The sequence below is a fragment of the Variovorax sp. RO1 genome (genome assembly GCF_002849325.1).
Classification (GTDB): domain Bacteria; phylum Pseudomonadota; class Gammaproteobacteria; order Burkholderiales; family Burkholderiaceae_C; genus Variovorax.
In genome coordinates, this window is record NZ_PKMT01000002.1 from 324,381 (window position 1) to 341,723 (window position 17,343).

Below are 17,343 nucleotides of genomic sequence, written 5' to 3' on the forward strand. Positions count from 1 at the left end.
CGCCGGCGCGATACGATCATCGGATGAATTCGGCGGCTGTCCGCCGCCTTCGCCGCCCCTGCCGCCACCGATTGACCGCGAATGATCCAGCGCAAGACCCACCTCGACTCCCTGGCCATCGGCCTGCTCATCGTCTGCTGCGCGTTCTGGGGCCTGCAGCAGATCCTCATCAAGACCACCGTGACCGAGGTGCCGCCGCTGTGGCAGGCCACGGTGCGCATGGTCGGCGCGGTGGCGCTCCTGTGGCTGTGGTGCGCGGTGCGGCGCGTGCCGCTGTTCGAGCGCGACGGCACGCTGTGGCCCGGGCTGCTGGCCGGCCTGCTGTTCGCGGGCGAGTTCGCCGGCATCTACCTGGGCTTGCAGCACACCAGCGCTTCGCGGCTCACGGTGTTCCTGTACACCGCGCCCTTCTGGGTGTCGCTGCTGCTGCCGCGCTGGGTGCCGGCCGAACGGCTGCGCGGCTTCCAGTGGCTGGGCCTGTTCATCGCCTTCGCGGGCGTGGTGCTGGCCTTCAGCGAGGGCTTCGGCCACATGAGTTCGTCGCAGCTCATCGGCGACGGCATGGCCCTGGCGGCCGGCATGCTCTGGGGCCTGACCACGCTCACGCTGCGCACCACGCGCCTGGCCACGGCCAGCGCGGAAAAAACGCTGTTCTACCAAGTGGCCGTGACCGCCGCCGTGTGCCCCCTGCTGTCGCTCGCGCTGGGCGAGACCTGGGGCTTCTCGTACTCCGCCTGGGCCTGGACCTCCATCGGCCTGCAGACGGTGGTCGGCGCCTTCGCGAGCTACCTCACGTGGATGTGGCTGCTGCGGCACTACCCGGCCACGCAGATGTCGTCCTTCACCTTTCTCACGCCGCTGTTCGCGCTGATCTTCGGCGTGGCGCTGCTGAAGGAGCCGCTCACGCTGCAGCTGGTGGTGGCGCTGATCGGCGTGGCGCTGGGCATCGTGCTGGTGAACCGGCGGCCTGCGGTACAACGCTCGGCATGAGCACGAAGACCCCGACCCGATTCCAGCCCGTCCTCGACGAGATCGTCGCCACCCTGCGCCTGCAGCTCGGCCAGGGCGGCACCGTGGCCAGCTACATCCCGGCGCTGGCGCGCGTCGATGCGCGGCAGTTCGGCATTGCGCTGCGCACCTGCGACGGCGAAGAAGCCGGCGCGGGCGACTTCGAAACGCCCTTCTCGATCCAGAGCGTGTCCAAGCTGTTCACGCTCACGCTCGCCATGCAGCGCATGGGCGATGCGCTGTGGGAGCGCATCGGGCGCGAGCCCTCGGGCAACCCCTTCAACTCGCTGGTGCAGCTGGAGAACGAGCAAGGCAAGCCGCGCAACCCCTTCATCAATGCGGGCGCCATCGCGGTGGCCGACCGGCTCGTGAGCCAGGCCAAAGCCAAGGGCGGCAGCGCCAAGACCGACATCCTCGCGCTCATGACCAGCCTGTGCGGCGAGCCCATCGGCTTCGACGGCGAGGTGGCGCAGTCGGAGGCCGACACGGGCTTTCGCAACGTCGCACTGGCCAACTTCATGAAGAGCTTCGGCAAAGTCGACAACGACGTGGCCGAGGTGCTCGACACCTACTTTCACCAGTGCGCGCTGCGCATGAGCTGCCGCCAGCTCGCGCGCGCCGCCGCCTTCCTGTGCCGCGACGGCGCGCACCCGATTGCCGGCGAGCCCGAGGTCACGGGCGAGCGGCAGACGCGCCGCATCAATTCGCTGATGCTCACCTGCGGCACCTACGACGCGGCCGGCGACGTGGCCTTCTCGATCGGCCTGCCCTGCAAGAGCGGCGTGGGCGGCGGCATCGTCGCCGTGGTGCCCGACAAGCTCACGCTGTGCGTGTGGTCGCCGGCACTCGATGCGACTGGCAATTCGCTGCTGGGCATGAAGGCGCTGGAGATGTTCGTGGCGCGCACCGGGCTGTCGGTGTTCTGACGCACGTTCAGGCCGCGACAGCCACCGGCGCCACAGGCAGGCACCCCATGCCGTCGAGCGCAGCCTCCACCGCTTCGTCGAGCGGCGTGTGCGGCTCGCGCCCCAGAAAAGCCACCAGCTTCGCGTTGTCCATGCCCACGGGCGTGCGCCACAGGTAGCGCATCTCGCGCAGTTCGCGAAAGGTCGCGACGAAGGGCGAGGCCAGTGTCAGCAGCCCCCAGGGAAAGGCCGACACGCGCACCTGGGCGCCGGTGCGCCGGGCCACCACCTTGCGGATCGCGTCGCTCATGCGCGTGCCGTCGGCGTCCCAGTGGCCGGCCATGTGGAAGCGCGCGAAGGCTTCGAGCCGGTCGCGCCGCGCCAGCAGCTCGACCATCGTGCGCGCCACGTCCGGCAGGTACGACCAGTGGTGGCCCACGCCCGCGTCGCCCGGATAGCTCACGGCCCGCACCGGTTGCCCCGCCTTCACCAGCCCCTGCGAGAACCAGTTGTTGCCGGCCTTCGGGCCGAAGAAGTCGCCGGCGCGCACGATCAGCACGCGCGCGCCCTCGCGGCTCGCGGCCTCGAGGCGCCGCTCCATCTCGACGCGGATCGCGCCCTTGCGCGTGGCGGGGTGCTGCGGCGCGTCTTCGGTGAGCAGCGGGAAGGCGTCGGGCCCGAAGTTGTAGACGTTGCCGGGCAGCACGAGGGTCGCGCCTTCGGCCTTGGCGGCGGCGATGCTGTGGTCGAGCATCGGCAGCACCAGCTCCGACCAGCGGCGGTAGCCCGGCGGGTTGACCGCATGCACGATGACCGCGCAGCCCTTCGCGGCTTGGCGCACGGCCTGCGCGTCCATCGCGTCGCCGGCCAGCCAGGTGATGCCGTCGCGCTTTCCTTCGGTGGCGCCGCGCTTCAGCGCGCGCACCTGCCAGCCTGCATCGCGCAGCTGGCGCGCCACTTCGCCACCGATGCCGCCCGTGGCGCCCAGTACCAGAACCGTGTTGTCGTTGCCTGCCATGAAATGCTCCAGAAGAGTGATCGATGAGCGAATTCTGGGCAGGATGGGGTTCGAATGGAATTGCCGAACATGCGCCATTGGCCATACATTTCTGTATGACCTGGAACATCAGCTGGGAGCTGTACCGCTCCTTCCTCGGCGTGCTGCGCGAGGGTTCGCTCTCGGGCGCGGCGCGCGCACTCGGCATCACGCAGCCCACCGTGGGGCGCCATGTGGCGGCGCTCGAAGAGGCGCTGGGCGTGGTGCTCTTCACGCGCTCGCAGGTGGGCCTGCTGCCCACCGAAGTGGCGCTGGCGCTGCGCACGCACGCCGAGGCCATGGAAAGCACCGCGGCCTCGCTGCAGCGCGCGGCCAGCAGCCAGGGCGACGGCGTGCGCGGCGTGGTGCGGGTGTCGGTCAGCGAGGTGGTCGCGGTGGAGGTGCTGCCGCCCGTCGTGGCGCGGCTGCGCGAGGCGCACCCGGCGCTGAAGGTCGAGCTGGTGGCGACCAACCGCGTGCAAGACCTGCTGCGGCGCGAGGCCGACATCGCCGTGCGCATGGTGCGGCCCCGGCAGGCACAGCTGGTGGCGCGCCGCATCGGCCACATCGAGCTGGGCTTTCATGCGCACACCAGCTACCTCGCGCGCCACGGCACGCCGCGCACGCCCGACGACCTGGCGGCGCATGCGCTCATCGGCTATGACCAGCCTTCGGCCTTCGTGCGCGACGCGATCAAGTCATTCAAGGGCTTCACGCGCGACGCCTTTGCGCTGCGCACCGACAGCGACCTCGCGCAGCTGGCCCTCATCCGTGCGGGCGCGGGCATCGGCGTGTGCCAGGTCGGCCTGGCGCGGCGCGACGCCGCGCTGGTGCGCCTGCTGCCGCGCGCGCTCTCACTCAAGCTCGACACCTGGGTCACGATGCACGAAGACCTGCGCCACAGCCCGCGCTGCCGCGTGGCCTTCGATGCGCTGGTCGAGGGCTTGCAACAGTACGTTGGCGCGGCGGCGGCCTCCGCGCCCCGGGCGACAATGCCCCGCGCAAGACCCAAAGCTTCTCCCTGAATGACGACGACCGATTCCCCCGACCACCTCCCCCTGCAGGAACCCCGCCTCTGGCGCGACGACCTCTGGACCGCCCGCATCATCAAGAACGAGGAAGACGACGGCTGGGCCGTCGAGATGACCCGCCACGGCGACCCCGAGCCCGCGCTCGTCGGCCCCTGGACCATGGGCCGCGACAAGAAGAACCCCAAGCCGCTGGACACCCCCGCCTTCCACACGCTGGTGAAGACCGCCGCCGAGGTGATCCGCCGCCACGAGCAGCAACTGCACGCCACGCTCAACAAGAGCGTGACGGTCACCGCACGCAACGACCAGCGCATTCGCGTGGCGCTGTCGATCGTGCCCGACGAAGACAACCCCTCGGCCACGCTCACGGCGTACGACGATGCCGACGACTCGGAGCTGGCGAGCGTGAACGTGTCGCCCGCGTTCCGGCTCACGACGTCGAGCGCGACCGCGTGGATCGAGTCGGACTACGCACGCCCGCGCAGCTAGCCGCCTCTGATTCACGCAGGCGCTGCGCGCGAATAGCACACGCGCCGCCCTTTCGCCAATTAGCGAAAAAGCGTATGTTCACGCCGGGGTGAGACGAGAAGAATCCGCCCCAACGAGCAATCGTTCCCAGTCATACGACGCCCGCTGCCAGTGCTGCCAGCGAGGTGTCGGGCAATAAAGCCCGAATCGGTTTCACCGCCGGTTCGGGCTTTTTTGTTTTTTCGGTCGCAACAACGCCTTTTCAAAACGGATGCGCGTCATCCGGTGGCGCAGCTTTGCCCGAAGAAAAAGCACTGGCAGCACAGCGCTCGTTTGCAGGGGCCGCGCGGCGGGAGGAGACACCCACCACGCGGTTCCGAAGGTCGGAGGTTCCTGATGACTCGCACAAAACCAAAGCAAAGGAATTTGACATGACGAACGCTTTCAACCGCCGCCAGATCGTGAAGACGGGCGGCTCGATGATCGTGCTGGGCGCCACCGGCGGCGTGGCCGGCCTGGCCCGCGCGCAGGACGGCGCCACCGTGAAGCTCGGCCTGCTGCACTCGCTCTCGGGCACCATCGCCATCGCCGAGGCCTCGCTGGTCGATGCCGAAAAGCTGGCCATCGAAGAGATCAACGCCGCCGGCGGCGTGCTGGGCAAGAAGATCGAGGCCGTGGTCGAAGACGGCGCGAGCGAGAACTCGGTGTTCGCCGAGAAGGCGCGCAAGCTGCTGGAGCGCGACAAGGTCGCGGCCATCATCGGCTGCTACACCTCGGCCTCGCGCAAGGCGCTGCTGCCGGTGCTCAACCAGGCCAAGGGCCTGCTGTTCTACCCGACCTACTACGAAGGCCAGGAGCAGGACAAGCGCGTGTTCTACCCCTCGCAGGAAGCCACGCAGTCGGTGATCGCGGCGGTGGAGTGGATGGCGCGCGAGAAGGGCAAGAACTTCTTCCTCGTCGGCTCCGACTACATCTACCCGCGCACCTGCAACAAGATCGCCAAGCCCGCCATCGCGAAGGCCGGCGGCAAGGTGCTCGGCGAAGAGTACGCACCGCTGGGCCACACCGAGTTCTCGTCGATCATCAACAAGATCAAGGCCGCCAAGCCCGACTGCATCTACAGCACGGTGGTGGGCGGCTCCAACGTGGCCTTCTACAAGCAGCTGCGCGCGGCCGGGCTCGACGGCGCCAAGCAGGTGCTGCTGTCGACCGTGGTGTCCGAGAACGAGATCGACGGCATCGGCAAGGACAACGCCGCGGGCTACTACGCCTGCATGGGCTACTTCCAGAGCATCAAGTCGCCGGCCAACGAGAAGTTCGTGAAGGCCTTCAAGGCCAAGTACGGGCAGGACCGCGTGATCGGCGACCCGATGGAGGTGGCCTACAACAGCGTGTACCTGTGGAAGCTGGCGGTCGAAAAGGCCAAGTCCTTCGAGGTCGACAAGGTCACGGCCGCCGCCGCGGGCGTGGAGATCGAGGCGCCCGAGGGCACGGTGCGCGTGCACGCCACCAACCACCACGTGTGGAAGAAGGTGCGCGTGGGTCGCGCGCGGCCCGACGGGCAGTTCGACATCGTGTGGGAATCGCCGCAGCCGGTCGAGCCCAACCCCTTCCCGAAGGTCTGAACGCGATGAACTTCGACATCGCGGTGATGCAGGTGTTCAACGGCGTGAGCCTGTTCACCATCCTGCTGCTCATGGCGCTCGGGCTGGCCATCGTGTTCGGTCTGATGGGCGTCATCAACATGGCGCACGGCGAGCTGATGGCGCTGGGCGCCTACATGACCTACCTGGCGGCGCGCTTCTTCGCGCACTACGCGCCGGGCTTCATGGACCTGTACCTGTTCGCCGCGATTCCGTTCGCGTTCGCCGTGACCTTCGCGTTCGGCTATGTGCTGGAGCGCGGCTTCATCCGCTTCTTCTACGACCGCCCGCTCGACACCCTGCTGGCCACGTGGGGCCTGAGCCTCATGCTGCAGCAGGCCTACCGCTCCATCTTCGGCGCGCAGGAAGTGAGCGTGCCGCTGGCCTCGTGGCTGGCGGGGGCGTGGGAGCCGACGGCGGGCATCCAGCTGCCGCTGAACCGCATCTTCATCGTCGGGCTCACGGCCCTGGTCGCGGTCGGCGTGTACCTGCTGCTGTACCGCACGCCGTGGGGGCTGAAGGTGCGCGCGGTGACGCAGAACCGCCCCATCGCCGGCGCGGTGGGCATCGACACGCACCGCGTCGACGCGATGACCTTCGCGCTGGGCTCAGGCCTGGCGGGCATCGCGGGCGCGGTGTTCACGATGATCGGCTCGACCAACCCCGGCACGGGCCAGCTGTACATCGTCGACTCGTTCATCGTGGTGGTGTTCGGCGGCGTGCAAAGCCTCATCGGCACCGCGCTCTCGGGCTTTGCCATCGCGCAGTCGCAGACCTGGCTCGAGTACCTCATGAGCGGCTCGATGGCCAAGGCCACGATCCTGCTGCTGGTGATCGCGGTGCTGTACTTCCGGCCCAACGGCCTGTTCGCCACACGCGCGAGGAGCTGACGCATGCACGGTCTTTCTCCTCAACGTACACGCGACCTCGGCGCGATGGTGGCGGTGCTGGTGCTGCTGGCCGTGGTGCTGCCGCTCACGCTCGATCCATTCCGCCTGAACCTCATCAGCAAGTACCTGGCCTTCGCGTTCGTCGCGGTCGGCGTGGTGCTCACCTGGGGCTACGGCGGCGTGCTGAGCCTGGGCCAGGGCATGTTCTTCGGCCTGGGCGGCTACATGATGGCGATGTTCCTCAAGCTCGAAGCCTCCGCGCCCGAGCTGCCGGACTTCATGGTGTGGAGCAGCGTGGAGCAGTTGCCCGCGTGGTGGCAGCCCTTCCACTCGCTGGGCTGGACGGTGGTGGGCATCCTCGTGATTCCCGCCGTGCTGGCTTATGTGTTTTCGTACGCGATCTTCAAGCGGCGCGTGAGCGGCGTGTACTTCGCAATCGTCACGCTGTCGCTGGCACTCACGCTCACCGTGGTGGTGGTCGGCCAGCAGGGCGACACCGGCGGCGCCAACGGCATCACCGATTTCCGCACGCTGCTGGGCTGGGACATCGCCACCGATGAGGCGAAGCGCACGATGTACTTCGTCGAGGTCGCGGCCATCGCGCTGGTGATGATGGTGTCGCTCGCCATCGTGCGCAGCCGCTTCGGCAAGCTGCTGATCGCCATCCGCGACAAGGAAGACCGCGTGCGCTTCAGCGGCTACAACACGGCGCACATGAAGGCCTTCGTGTTCGCGGTGGCAGCCGTGCTGTCGGCCATCGGCGGGGCGTTCTACAGCCTGCAGGTGGGGCTGATCGCGCCGGGCGTGATCGGTGTCGTGGCTTCGGTCGAGATGGTGATCTACGCGGCGGTCGGCGGGCGGCTGTCGATCCCGGGCGCGGTGATCGGCGCCCTGCTCATCGGCTTTCTCAAGTCGTACCTGTCGGAGACCTTTCCCGAAGGCTGGCTGTACTTCCTGGGCGCCGTGTTCATCCTCGTGGTGTGGGCGATGCCGAACGGGCTTGCGGGGCTGGGCGAGAAGCTGATGCGCCGCCGTGGCACGGAGGTGGCGCCATGAACGCCACGATGACGATGCCCAACGGCGGCATGCCGCAAGCGGTGGCGGCGTTCTCGCACTCGAACGAACAGATCCTGCGCATCGAAGACCTCACCGTGTCCTTCGACGGCTTCAAGGCCGTGGACGGACTCAGCCTCTCGGTCGAGCGCAACGAGCTGCGCGTGATCATCGGCCCGAACGGCGCGGGCAAGACCACGCTGCTCGACATGGTGTGCGGCAAGACCAAACCCAGCGCGGGCCGCGTGCTGTTCAACGGCCAGGACCTCGTCCGCCTGAACGAGTACGAGATCGTGCGTGCCGGCGTGGGCCGCAAGTTCCAGACGCCTTCGGTCTACGAAGACCTCACGGTGCTCGAGAACTTCGAGATTTCGCTGCCGCGCATGCACGGCCTGCTGCAGTCGCTGACCTTTCGCCGCACGCCCGCCGTGCGCGAACGCATCGACGCGATGGCCGAGCAGGTCTTCCTGAGCGAGCGCCTCGGCCACCGCGCCGGACAGCTCAGCCACGGGCAGAAGCAGTGGCTCGAGATCGGGATGCTGCTCATGCAGGAGCCCGAGTTGCTGCTGCTCGACGAGCCCGTGGCCGGCATGAGCCCGCGCGAGCGCGAGCAGACGGGCGACCTGCTGCGGCGCATCTCGGCGGGCAAGTCGGTGGTCGTGATCGAGCACGACATGGACTTCGTCAAGCGCATCGCGCACCGCGTCACGGTGCTGCACCAGGGCAAGTTGCTGAGCGAAGGCACAGCGGCCGAGGTGCAGGCCGACCCGCGCGTGATCGACGTGTACCTCGGCCATTGAGAGAAGGAGAAATTCACATGCTCGAAGTCTCCGACCTCAACGTGGCGTATGGCGAGTCGCACGTCATCCGCGTTGTGTCGCTGCGCGTCGCGCCCGACGAAGCGGTCGCCATCATGGGCCGCAACGGCATGGGCAAGACCACCTTGCTGAAGTCGCTCATCGGATTGCTGCCTGCGCGCGGCGGCCATATCCGCCTGGGCGGCACCGAGCTCACGAAGCTGCCCAGCTACCAGCGCGTGGCGCAGGGCCTGGCCTTCGTGCCGCAGGGGCGCATGGTGTTTCCGTTCCTCACGGTGGAGCAAAACATCCTCGCGGGGGCCGCGCGGTCGGGCCACCGCACGGTGCCCGACTACCTCTACACCTTCTTCCCCGTGCTCAAGGACATGAAGCAGCGCAAGGCCGGCAACCTCTCGGGTGGCCAGCAGCAGATGCTGGCGATTGCGCGCGCACTCATCTCGGAGCCGAAGGTGCTGATCCTCGACGAGCCCACCGAGGGCATCCAGCCTTCGATCATCAAGGAGATCGCGCAGACGCTGAACGTGCTGCGCGCCGAGCGCGGCTTTGCTGTCGTGGTGTCGGAGCAGGTGCTGAGCTTCGCGCTCGACCTGGCCGACCGCTTTCTCGTCATCGACCGCGGCCGCATCGTGCACGACGAAGCGCGCGCCACGCTCGACCAGGACAAGGTCAGGTCCTTTCTGACCGTGTAGCCCATCCCTCTTTTTTCTTCAACCACCCTTCAGGAGCAGCGTCATGAGACATGGTGATATTTCGAGCAGCAACGATTGCGTCGGCGTCGCGGTCGTCAACTACAAGATGCCCCGCCTGCACACCAAGGCCGAGGTGCTGGACAACGCACGCAAGATCGGCGAGATGCTGGTCGGCATGAAGCGCGGCCTGCCGGGCATGGACCTGGTGATCTTTCCCGAGTACTCCACGCACGGGATCATGTACGACGCCAAGGAGATGTACGACACCGCGTCGGCCATCCCCGGCGAGGAGACCGCGATCTTCGCGGACGCCTGCCGCCGCGCCAACGTGTGGGGCGTGTTCTCGCTCACCGGCGAGCGCCATGAGGAGCATCCGAACAAGGCGCCCTACAACACGCTGATCCTCATGAACAACCAGGGCGAGATCGTCCAGAAGTACCGCAAGATCATGCCGTGGGTGCCCATCGAGGGCTGGTACCCGGGCGACTGCACCTACGTGAGCGAAGGCCCCAAGGGCATGAAGATGAGCCTCATCATCTGCGACGACGGCAACTACCCGGAGATCTGGCGCGACTGCGCGATGCGCGGCGCCGAACTCATCATCCGCTGCCAGGGCTACATGTACCCGGCCAAGGAGCAGCAGATCCTGGTGTCGAAGGCCATGGCCTTCATGAACAACACCTACGTGGCGGTGGCCAACGCGGCCGGCTTCGACGGCGTGTACTCGTACTTCGGCCACTCCGCGCTCATCGGCTTCGACGGCCGCACGCTCGGCGAATGCGGCGAGGAAGAGATGGGCATCAACTACGCCGAGCTCTCGATGAGCCTCATCCGCGACGCGCGCAAGAACGGCCAGTCGCAGAACCACCTGTTCAAGCTCGTTCACCGCGGCTACACCGGCACCATCAATTCGGGCGACGGCGACAAGGGCGTGGCGGCCTGCCCCTACAACTTCTACACGCAGTGGATCAACGACCCTGAAGGCACGCGCGAGATGGTGGAGTCGTTCACGCGCACCACCGTCGGCACGCCGGAGTGCCCGATCGAGGGCATTCCGAACGAGCCGGCGAAGCACCGCTGAACCCCGGCGCGAACGACCATGGACTACGAGATCTTCGACCTCGGCGATGTCGCGCTGCAGCGGGGTACCACCCTGCGCGGCGCGAAGCTCGCCTACAAGACCTACGGCAAGCTCAACGCCGACAAGAGCAACGTGATCGTCTACCCGACCTGGTACTCGGGCCAGCACTACGACAACGAATGGCTCATCGGCCCGGGCATGGCGCTCGACCCCGAGAAGTACTTCATCATCGTGCCGAACATGCTGGGCAACGGCCTCTCTTCGTCGCCGAGCAACACGCCCGAGCCGTATAACCTGCCGCGCTTTCCGGACATCACGCTCTACGACAACGTGACGCTGCAGCACCGGCTGGTGACGGAGAAATTCGGCATCGAACGCATCGCACTGGTAGTCGGCTGGTCGATGGGTGCGCAGCAGACCAACCAGTGGGGCTGCCTCTACCCCGACATGGTGAAGCGCATCGCACCCTTCTGCGGTTCGGCGAAGACGGCGCCGCACAACATCGTGTTCCTCGAAGGCGTGAAGGCCGCGCTCACGGCCGACGTGGCGTGGAACGGCGGCTGGTACAGCGCACCGCCGAGCAAGGGCCTGCGCGCGGTGGGCCGGGTGTATGCGGGCTGGGGCCTGTCGCAGCCCTTCTACATGCAGGAGCTGTGGCGCGAGCTGGGCTTCAGTTCGCTCGAAGACTTCCTGGTCGGCTACTGGGAAGGCTTCTTCCTGCAGAAGGACGCGAACAACCTGCTCGCGATGCTGTGGTCGTGGCAGCACGGCGACATCAGCGACAACCCGGTGTTCAAGGGCGACATCAAGAAAGCGCTGGGCGCCATCCAGGCGCGCGCGATCGTCATGCCGGCCGAGCGCGACCTGTACTTTCCCGTGGCCGACAACGAATGGGAGGTGTCGCACATGCCGAACGCCGAGTGCCGCCCGATCCCGGGCGTGTGGGGCCACTTTGCCGGCGGCGGCAGCAGCCCGGTCGACACCCGCTTCATCGACAACGCCCTCAAGGAACTGCTCGCCACGCCATGAACGCCCCCGTCCACGATCCGCTCGCCAGCTACCGCATCGAAACCGAGCCCTTCTACCGGCCCGCTGGAAACGAAGTGGCGCTCTATGAACACGCCTATCGCCACCGCATGCCGCTGATCCTGAAAGGGCCGACCGGTTGCGGCAAGACGCGCTTCGTGGAGCACATGGCGTGGTCGCTCGGGCGGCCACTGGTCACGCTCGCGTGCAACGAGGACATGACGGCGTCGGACCTCGTGGGGCGCTACCTGCTCGATGCGAACGGCACGGCCTGGCACGACGGACCGCTGACGCTCGCGGTGCGCCACGGCGGCATCTGCTACCTCGACGAGGTGGTCGAGGCGCGGCAGGACACCACCGTGGTGATCCACCCGCTGACCGACGCGCGCCGCATCCTGCCGCTCGACAAGAAGGGCGAGCTGGTGCACGCGCACCCCGACTTTCAGCTCGTGGTGTCGTACAACCCCGGCTATCAGAGCAGCGCGAAGGACATGAAGCCGTCGACACGCCAGCGCTTCGCGGCGCTCGAATTCGACTACCCCGACGGCGCGCTCGAAGCGGAGATCGTCGCGCACGAGGCCGGCGTCGAACCCGCGCTCGCTGCGAAGCTGGTCGCCATTGCGCACTGCTCGCGCGAACTCAAGCACCGCGGGCTCGACGAGGGCGTGTCGACGCGCATGCTGATCTACGCGGGCGTGCTGATCCGCGACGGCGTGTCGCCGCGCGACAGCTGCGACATGACGATGACGCGCGCCCTCACCGACGACCCCGACATGGCGAGCGCGCTGCAGGGCTTTGTCGAGGCGCAGTTCGGATGAACGACGGGCACGGCGCCCTCTCGCTGCTGGCCCGCGGGCTGGCCGGCATCGATGTCGACGTGCAGCCGCTGGCCGGCGCACGCGCCGTGCTCACGGGCCGTCGGCTGCTGTTGCCCGAAGGCGATGAGGCCGTGCGCCTGCGCCGCGCGATGGTGGCGCATGCGGTCGCACACCTGCGCCACTCGACGCCCGCGCGGCCGGCGCGCACGCTCAAGCCGATGGGCATCGCCATCGTTTCGGCCCTTGAAGACGCGCGCGTCGAACGGCTGCTGTGCCGCGACTTTCCCGGCCTGCATGGCTGGTTCACCGCCGCGCTGCCGCCCGCGCCCGATCCGCTGGACCTGCGCTTTGCCGCGCTGGTCGCGCGCATGGACCGCGTGCTGCTGCGCGCCGAAGCGACGGATGACAACCACTGGGTGAACAAGGCGCGCCGCCTGTTCGACGAGACCGTCGACCGCGCGGGGCTGGAGGACTACGACGCCTTCCGCGCCGTCGCCTCGGTCCTCGCCAACGACCTCGGCCAGATGCGCGTGCGCTTCGAGCCGCAGGACTACGCCGTGCCCGCGCCCTGGCGCGACGACAACAGCTACCTGTGGGATTTCGGCGAGGCCGAGACACCGCCCGACGAAGCCATCGCGCTGCAGCAGACGGGCGCGCGGCCACCGCCACCGTCGGATGCACCGAGCGAAGGCAACGAAGCGCCACCCGAAGGCGGCGCCGACATGGAGCTCGGCCGCTACACCTACCCCGAATGGGACCGCATGCAGGAGCGCCTGCGACCCGACTGGTGCACGGTGATCGAGAAGCTGCCCGCGTGGCAGGGCCTGGGCGCGGCGGGCGCTTCGGGAGCGGCGGGCCATGAGCGCATCGTGCCGCTCGCCCTGCCCCGCGCGCGCCACCTCGACCGCACGCACCGTCTGCGCCGGCAGTGGGAAGGCGACGACATCGACCTCAATGCGGCCATCGAGGTGCTGGTCGATCGCCGCCTGCGCCTGCGGCCCGATGCGCGGCTGTTCATGCGACCGGGCAAGGGCCCGCGCCCGTCGAGCGTGCTGGTGCTGCTCGACCTGTCGGAGTCGGCCAACGACGCGGGCCACGGCGATGGTGCTGTTTCACTGCTCGACCTGGAGAAGCAGGCCGCGCTGCTGCTCGCCGCCTCGAACGCGCGCGGCATCGACCGGCTGGCCATCCACGGCTTCTCGTCGAACACGCGCGCCGAGGTGTACTACTACCGCCTGCTCGAATTCGGCCAGCCGCTCGCTGCGCCCTCGCGCGCCATGATCGGCGCGGTGCGCGGGCGCTACTCGACGCGCATGGGCGCCGCGCTGCGCCATGCGGCCTCGCACCTGCAGGCCGAGCCGGCCGGGCCGCGCGCGATCCTGCTGGTGACCGACGGTGCACCGTCGGACATCGACGTGCACGACCCGAAGTACCTGATCGAAGACGCCCGCCAGGCCGTGGCCGAGGCGCGCGATGCCGGCGTGCGCAGCGCGTGCATCGCCGTGGACGGCGCGGCCGATGCGTATGTGCGGCGCATCTTCGGCTGGCGCAACTATTGCATCGCCGACGATGCGCGCAGCCTGCCCGCACGGCTGGCCCGCATGAGCACGCGGCTGGCCGCCGCCCATTGACCGAACGACTGAAGAAAGACACGGAGGAGCACACAATGAGGGTCCACACCTCCAGGAGACACCCCAGTGGCTGACAGGGACCCTCTTCGCGTCGGCATTCTGTATTCCGAGACCGGCGTCACCTCGACCATCGGCCTGTCGCAGCTGCAGGGCGCGCTGCTGGCCATCGAGGAAATCAACGCGGCCGGCGGCGTCGACGGCCGCGAGCTCGTGGGCGTGCGCTACGACCCGCAATCGAACCCGGTGCGCTACGCCCAGCTGGCCGAGCGGCTGATCGTGCAGGATCGCGTGAACGTGATCTTCGGCTGCTACATGTCGAGCAGCCGCAAGGCCGTGATCCCGGTGATCGAGAAGTGGAACAAGCTGCTGTTCTACCCCACGCTGTACGAAGGCTTCGAGTACTCGGGCAACGTGATCTACACCGGCGCGGCGCCCAACCAGAACAGCGTGCAGCTGGCCGAGTTCATGACCACGAACTTCGGTTCGCGCGTGTACCTGATCGGCTCCGACTACATCTACCCCTACGAGTCGAACCGCATCATGGGCGAGCTGGTGATGCAGCGCCCCGGCAGCGAAAAACTCGGCGAGCGCTACGTGGCACTCGACGCCACCGAGAAAGATTACCGCGCGATCATGGACGACATCCGCGACAAGCGGCCCGACTTCATCTTCTCGACGGTGGTGGGCGACTCGACCGCCAGCCTGTACCGCGCGTATGCCGAAGCCGGCTTCGACCCGAAGACGATGCCCATCTCGAGCCTCACGACCTCGGAGGCCGAGATCTCGCAGATGGGCCCTGGCGTTGCCACGGGCCACTTCACGGCGGCGCCGTATTTCCAGTCGATCGACTCGCCCGCCAACCAGCGCTGCCTGGCGCGGCTGCGCGCGCGCTTCGGCGATGGCTGCGTGCCCAACCTGTGCTGGGAGGCGTCGTACTTCCAGATGCACATCTTCGCCAACGCCTTCCGGCAAGCGGGCACCGACGGCATCGCGGAAATCCTGCCGCACATCCTGGGCAGCGAGTTCGATGCGCCGCAGGGCCGCGTGAAGATCGACCCGACGAACCACCACACCTGCCTGTATCCGCGCATCGGGCGCGTCGATGCGCACGGGCAGTTCACCATCGTCCGCCAGGCCACGCGCGCGGTGTACCCGGACCCTTACCTCGTCACCCACTCGCTGGGCGACTGGACGGCGCGGCTCGATACGCTGGAGCTCTAGGATGAATCCGCAGCGGTCGTCGATCGGCGAGCACCAGCAACGTGCCCCTGTGCGCAGGGCACTGGGTGCTTCCCGCAGCGAAATCAAGGAGGAGCCGAAGGCGGGGGACATTCGCGGAGGGAAGTACCCGGTGGCCTGTGCACACGCCCTGAACAGCAGCAGCGCCCTGAGAAAGAGCTGACCGTGGACAGCACAGCCCCCAAGCGACACACCCTGCGGGTGACGCCACCGCAGCTCAAGGAGCTGCGGCTGCTGAAGATCGCGGTGATCCACCCCGACGACGCAGACGGCCGGCAGCTCACCCAGCAACTGCAGCGCATCGGCTGCCAGGTGCAGGCCTTCTGGCCGCCCGTGCAGCACCTGCCCGAGGGCATCGACGTGGCCTTCATGGCCGTGCTGCCCGACTTCATCAACCTGCGTTTCGAATGGACCCAGAGCGAGGACGCACCCGCCGTCATCGCCGTCGTGACCTACGAGAACCCGACCATCGTCGAGGCCGTGCTCGAGATCGGCGCCAAGGCCGTGCTGCCGTCGCCGGTGCGTTCGTTCGGCTTGCTCTCGGCACTCGTCGTTGCGCGCGAGGCGCACAAGGAAAGCCGCTCGCTCGCGCGGCGCCTGCGCAAGACCGAGGCCAAGCTGCTCGGCGTGCGGCAGCTGGCCGAGGCCAAGGCCATCCTCATGAAGACACACGACGTGTCGGAAGGCCAGGCGCACGACCTGATCCGCGAACAGGCCATGAGCAAGCGCACCACCATGGAAGACATTGCCGCGGCCATCGTCAACGCCAACGAAATTCTTTCGCTCGGCGCGCGCGGCAACAAGCCCGGGCCGGGCTGAACGAACTCAGAGCTGGCGAAAGCCCGTCAGCACCTTCAGCACGCTCTGCGTGGCACCGTCGAGCACGGCATGCTGGCGGTGCGCAATGCCCACGCGCCGCGTGAGTTTGGGTGTCACCGGCACGATCTGCATGCGGTCGTTGCGCGCCATGTCGGTGGACTTCTGCAGCGGCAACAACGCGGCGCCATAGCCCGCCGCCACGAGGCTGCGGATGGCCGCGTCGTAGTTGAGCTCGATGCGCGCACGCGGCGCAAAGCCGGCCGCGGCAAACCACTCCATCGTGAGGCGGTACATGTGCGTGGTCGCCTCGTTGAAGATCAACGGCTGCGCCGCGAGCCACGCCGGCGTGACGCGCTTCGGTGCCTTCCAGCGCTGCGGCACGAAGGCCATCATGGGCTGCTCGCACCACGGCGTGACCACGATGCCGCGCACCGGCGGCTGCGGAATGGCGACGAGGCCGATGTCGAGCGTGCCCGCCGCGAGCCGCTCCATGGCCTCGTACGAGCCGCGGATGCTCACCTCGACATCGATGCCCGCGTGCTCCGCACCCAGCGCCTCGAGCACCTGCGGCAGCAGGTCGACCAGCACACCGGTCGAGGTGCCCAGCCGCACGCGGCCCGTGCGGCCTTCGGCCTGGCGCTTGACGGCCTCCACCGCGTCGTCGGTGTCGCGCAGCAGCTTGCGCCCGCGCTCCACCAACGCTGCACCGGCCGGCGTGGGCAGCACGCGGCGGCTGCCGCGCACCACGAGCGGCGCGCCCAGGCGCGATTCGAGTTCGCTGATGTGCAGGCTCACCGTCGGCTGCGCGAGGTGCAGCGCCTTGGCTGCGGCCGAGAAGGTGCCCAGGTCGGCAATGGCGATGAGCGTACGCAGTTGGTCGAGGTTGAGCTGTCGCATCAGGAATGCTGATTGAAGGTGTCAGAAATCTCAACTTCCACAATAGCACGCGTCGCCGGAAGATGAGCGCTCCCCTACCAGGAGCCCACCGTGACCGCGCCGAAGCCACCGTCTTTTCATCAACGCCTGCTGCACGCCCTGCACGACTGGCGCCGCCGCGCTGTGACACGCCGCCGCGCCCGCAACGACGTGCAACTGCTGGCCGGCATGAGCGACCACGACCTGCGCGACCTCGGCATCGGCCGCAGCGAAGTGCCCGAGCTGCTCGACCGGCACCGCTACTGATTCGCC

The 17,343-nt window shown here is 68.0% G+C and carries 18 protein-coding genes; 16 read left to right on the plus strand and 2 right to left on the minus strand.

Features of this window, described 5'->3' with window-relative positions:
* Positions 1-81: 81 nt before the first annotated feature.
* Together CY658_RS12680 and CY658_RS12685 are read left to right on the plus strand one after the other, a co-directional pair.
* On the plus strand, positions 82-990 hold the full coding sequence (locus CY658_RS12680; RefSeq protein WP_101490558.1) for a DMT family transporter: 909 nt from the start codon (positions 82-84) through the stop codon (positions 988-990).
* Positions 987-1,934 carry a glutaminase gene (locus CY658_RS12685; RefSeq protein ID WP_101490559.1) on the plus strand — a complete coding sequence of 316 codons (948 nt, stop codon included), beginning with the start codon at positions 987-989 and terminating at the stop codon, positions 1,932-1,934. Before CY658_RS12680 ends, CY658_RS12685 begins: the two co-directional genes overlap by 4 nt.
* A gap of 7 nt (positions 1,935-1,941) precedes the next feature.
* Here CY658_RS12685 and CY658_RS12690 read toward each other — a convergent pair whose 3' ends face one another.
* Positions 1,942-2,931 (minus strand): SDR family oxidoreductase, encoded by a 990-nt coding sequence (locus CY658_RS12690; RefSeq protein ID WP_101490560.1) that lies wholly within the window; start codon positions 2,929-2,931, stop codon positions 1,942-1,944.
* A 95-nt stretch (positions 2,932-3,026) separates the two neighbouring features.
* On the opposite strand from CY658_RS12690, the gene CY658_RS12695 reads away from it, so the two are divergent.
* The 13 genes from CY658_RS12695 to CY658_RS12760 all read left to right on the plus strand — a co-directional run bounded on the left by CY658_RS12695 (position 3,027) and on the right by CY658_RS12760 (position 16,155).
* Positions 3,027-3,974, plus strand: coding sequence for a LysR family transcriptional regulator (locus CY658_RS12695; protein ID WP_101490561.1), 948 nt, complete (start codon positions 3,027-3,029; stop codon positions 3,972-3,974).
* Positions 3,975-4,469, plus strand: a complete 495-nt coding sequence (locus CY658_RS12700; RefSeq protein ID WP_095948507.1) for a hypothetical protein — start codon at positions 3,975-3,977, stop codon at positions 4,467-4,469.
* A 410-nt stretch (positions 4,470-4,879) separates the two neighbouring features.
* On the plus strand, positions 4,880-6,073 hold the full coding sequence (gene urtA / locus CY658_RS12705) for an urea ABC transporter substrate-binding protein (protein ID WP_101490562.1): 1,194 nt from the start codon (positions 4,880-4,882) through the stop codon (positions 6,071-6,073).
* 5 nt (positions 6,074-6,078) lie between these two features.
* Positions 6,079-6,981 carry an urea ABC transporter permease subunit UrtB gene (urtB, locus tag CY658_RS12710; protein WP_101490563.1) on the plus strand — a complete coding sequence of 301 codons (903 nt, stop codon included), beginning with the start codon at positions 6,079-6,081 and terminating at the stop codon, positions 6,979-6,981.
* 3 nt (positions 6,982-6,984) lie between these two features.
* The gene (urtC, locus tag CY658_RS12715; RefSeq protein WP_101490564.1) at positions 6,985-8,037 is read left to right on the plus strand and encodes an urea ABC transporter permease subunit UrtC; all 1,053 of its coding nucleotides are present in this window, start codon (positions 6,985-6,987) and stop codon (positions 8,035-8,037) included.
* Between the two features lie 29 nt (positions 8,038-8,066).
* Positions 8,067-8,834: an urea ABC transporter ATP-binding protein UrtD gene (gene urtD, locus CY658_RS12720; RefSeq protein WP_101491271.1), complete on the plus strand. Its 768-nt coding sequence runs from the start codon at positions 8,067-8,069 to the stop codon at positions 8,832-8,834.
* A 17-nt stretch (positions 8,835-8,851) separates the two neighbouring features.
* A complete protein-coding gene (gene urtE, locus CY658_RS12725) occupies positions 8,852-9,541 on the plus strand; it encodes an urea ABC transporter ATP-binding subunit UrtE (RefSeq protein WP_101490565.1) in 690 nt (229 codons plus the stop codon).
* A 43-nt stretch (positions 9,542-9,584) separates the two neighbouring features.
* A complete protein-coding gene (locus tag CY658_RS12730) occupies positions 9,585-10,622 on the plus strand; it encodes an aliphatic amidase (RefSeq protein WP_101490566.1) in 1,038 nt (345 codons plus the stop codon).
* 18 nt (positions 10,623-10,640) lie between these two features.
* Positions 10,641-11,651 (plus strand): alpha/beta fold hydrolase, encoded by a 1,011-nt coding sequence (locus CY658_RS12735; protein ID WP_101490567.1) that lies wholly within the window; start codon positions 10,641-10,643, stop codon positions 11,649-11,651.
* Entirely contained in the window at positions 11,648-12,466 is an 819-nt protein-coding gene (locus CY658_RS12740) for a CbbQ/NirQ/NorQ/GpvN family protein (RefSeq protein ID WP_101490568.1), read from the plus strand. The genes CY658_RS12735 and CY658_RS12740 overlap by 4 nt, the downstream gene beginning before the upstream one ends.
* Complete coding sequence (locus CY658_RS12745) at positions 12,463-14,097, plus strand: nitric oxide reductase activation protein NorD (protein WP_101490569.1); 1,635 nt, start codon at positions 12,463-12,465, stop codon at positions 14,095-14,097. The genes CY658_RS12740 and CY658_RS12745 overlap by 4 nt, the downstream gene beginning before the upstream one ends.
* A 66-nt stretch (positions 14,098-14,163) precedes the next feature.
* Positions 14,164-15,318 (plus strand): transporter substrate-binding domain-containing protein, encoded by a 1,155-nt coding sequence (locus tag CY658_RS12750; RefSeq protein ID WP_101490570.1) that lies wholly within the window; start codon positions 14,164-14,166, stop codon positions 15,316-15,318.
* 183 nt (positions 15,319-15,501) lie between these two features.
* On the plus strand, positions 15,502-16,155 hold the full coding sequence (locus tag CY658_RS12760) for an ANTAR domain-containing response regulator (protein ID WP_101490572.1): 654 nt from the start codon (positions 15,502-15,504) through the stop codon (positions 16,153-16,155).
* A gap of 6 nt (positions 16,156-16,161) precedes the next feature.
* On the opposite strand, the gene CY658_RS12765 is transcribed toward CY658_RS12760, so the two are convergent.
* Positions 16,162-17,052 (minus strand): LysR family transcriptional regulator, encoded by an 891-nt coding sequence (locus CY658_RS12765; protein ID WP_099794445.1) that lies wholly within the window; start codon positions 17,050-17,052, stop codon positions 16,162-16,164.
* 90 nt (positions 17,053-17,142) lie between these two features.
* Here CY658_RS12765 and CY658_RS12770 point away from each other — a divergent pair, with 90 nt between their 5' ends.
* Positions 17,143-17,337, plus strand: a complete 195-nt coding sequence (locus CY658_RS12770) for a DUF1127 domain-containing protein (protein ID WP_101490573.1) — start codon at positions 17,143-17,145, stop codon at positions 17,335-17,337.
* The last annotated feature ends 6 nt before the right edge of the window (positions 17,338-17,343 follow it).

Coding starts and splice junctions, on each gene's coding strand:
- CY658_RS12680 (WP_101490558.1), top strand. CDS start 82: ATGATCCAGCGCAAGACCCACCTCGACTCCCTGGCCATCGGCCTGCTC.
- CY658_RS12685 (WP_101490559.1), top strand. CDS start 987: ATGAGCACGAAGACCCCGACCCGATTCCAGCCCGTCCTCGACGAGATC.
- CY658_RS12690 (WP_101490560.1), bottom strand. CDS start 2,931: ATGGCAGGCAACGACAACACGGTTCTGGTACTGGGCGCCACGGGCGGC.
- CY658_RS12695 (WP_101490561.1), top strand. CDS start 3,027: ATGACCTGGAACATCAGCTGGGAGCTGTACCGCTCCTTCCTCGGCGTG.
- CY658_RS12700 (WP_095948507.1), top strand. CDS start 3,975: ATGACGACGACCGATTCCCCCGACCACCTCCCCCTGCAGGAACCCCGC.
- urtA (WP_101490562.1), top strand. CDS start 4,880: ATGACGAACGCTTTCAACCGCCGCCAGATCGTGAAGACGGGCGGCTCG.
- urtB (WP_101490563.1), top strand. CDS start 6,079: ATGAACTTCGACATCGCGGTGATGCAGGTGTTCAACGGCGTGAGCCTG.
- urtC (WP_101490564.1), top strand. CDS start 6,985: ATGCACGGTCTTTCTCCTCAACGTACACGCGACCTCGGCGCGATGGTG.
- urtD (WP_101491271.1), top strand. CDS start 8,067: ATGCCGCAAGCGGTGGCGGCGTTCTCGCACTCGAACGAACAGATCCTG.
- urtE (WP_101490565.1), top strand. CDS start 8,852: ATGCTCGAAGTCTCCGACCTCAACGTGGCGTATGGCGAGTCGCACGTC.
- CY658_RS12730 (WP_101490566.1), top strand. CDS start 9,585: ATGAGACATGGTGATATTTCGAGCAGCAACGATTGCGTCGGCGTCGCG.
- CY658_RS12735 (WP_101490567.1), top strand. CDS start 10,641: ATGGACTACGAGATCTTCGACCTCGGCGATGTCGCGCTGCAGCGGGGT.
- CY658_RS12740 (WP_101490568.1), top strand. CDS start 11,648: ATGAACGCCCCCGTCCACGATCCGCTCGCCAGCTACCGCATCGAAACC.
- CY658_RS12745 (WP_101490569.1), top strand. CDS start 12,463: ATGAACGACGGGCACGGCGCCCTCTCGCTGCTGGCCCGCGGGCTGGCC.
- CY658_RS12765 (WP_099794445.1), bottom strand. CDS start 17,052: ATGCGACAGCTCAACCTCGACCAACTGCGTACGCTCATCGCCATTGCC.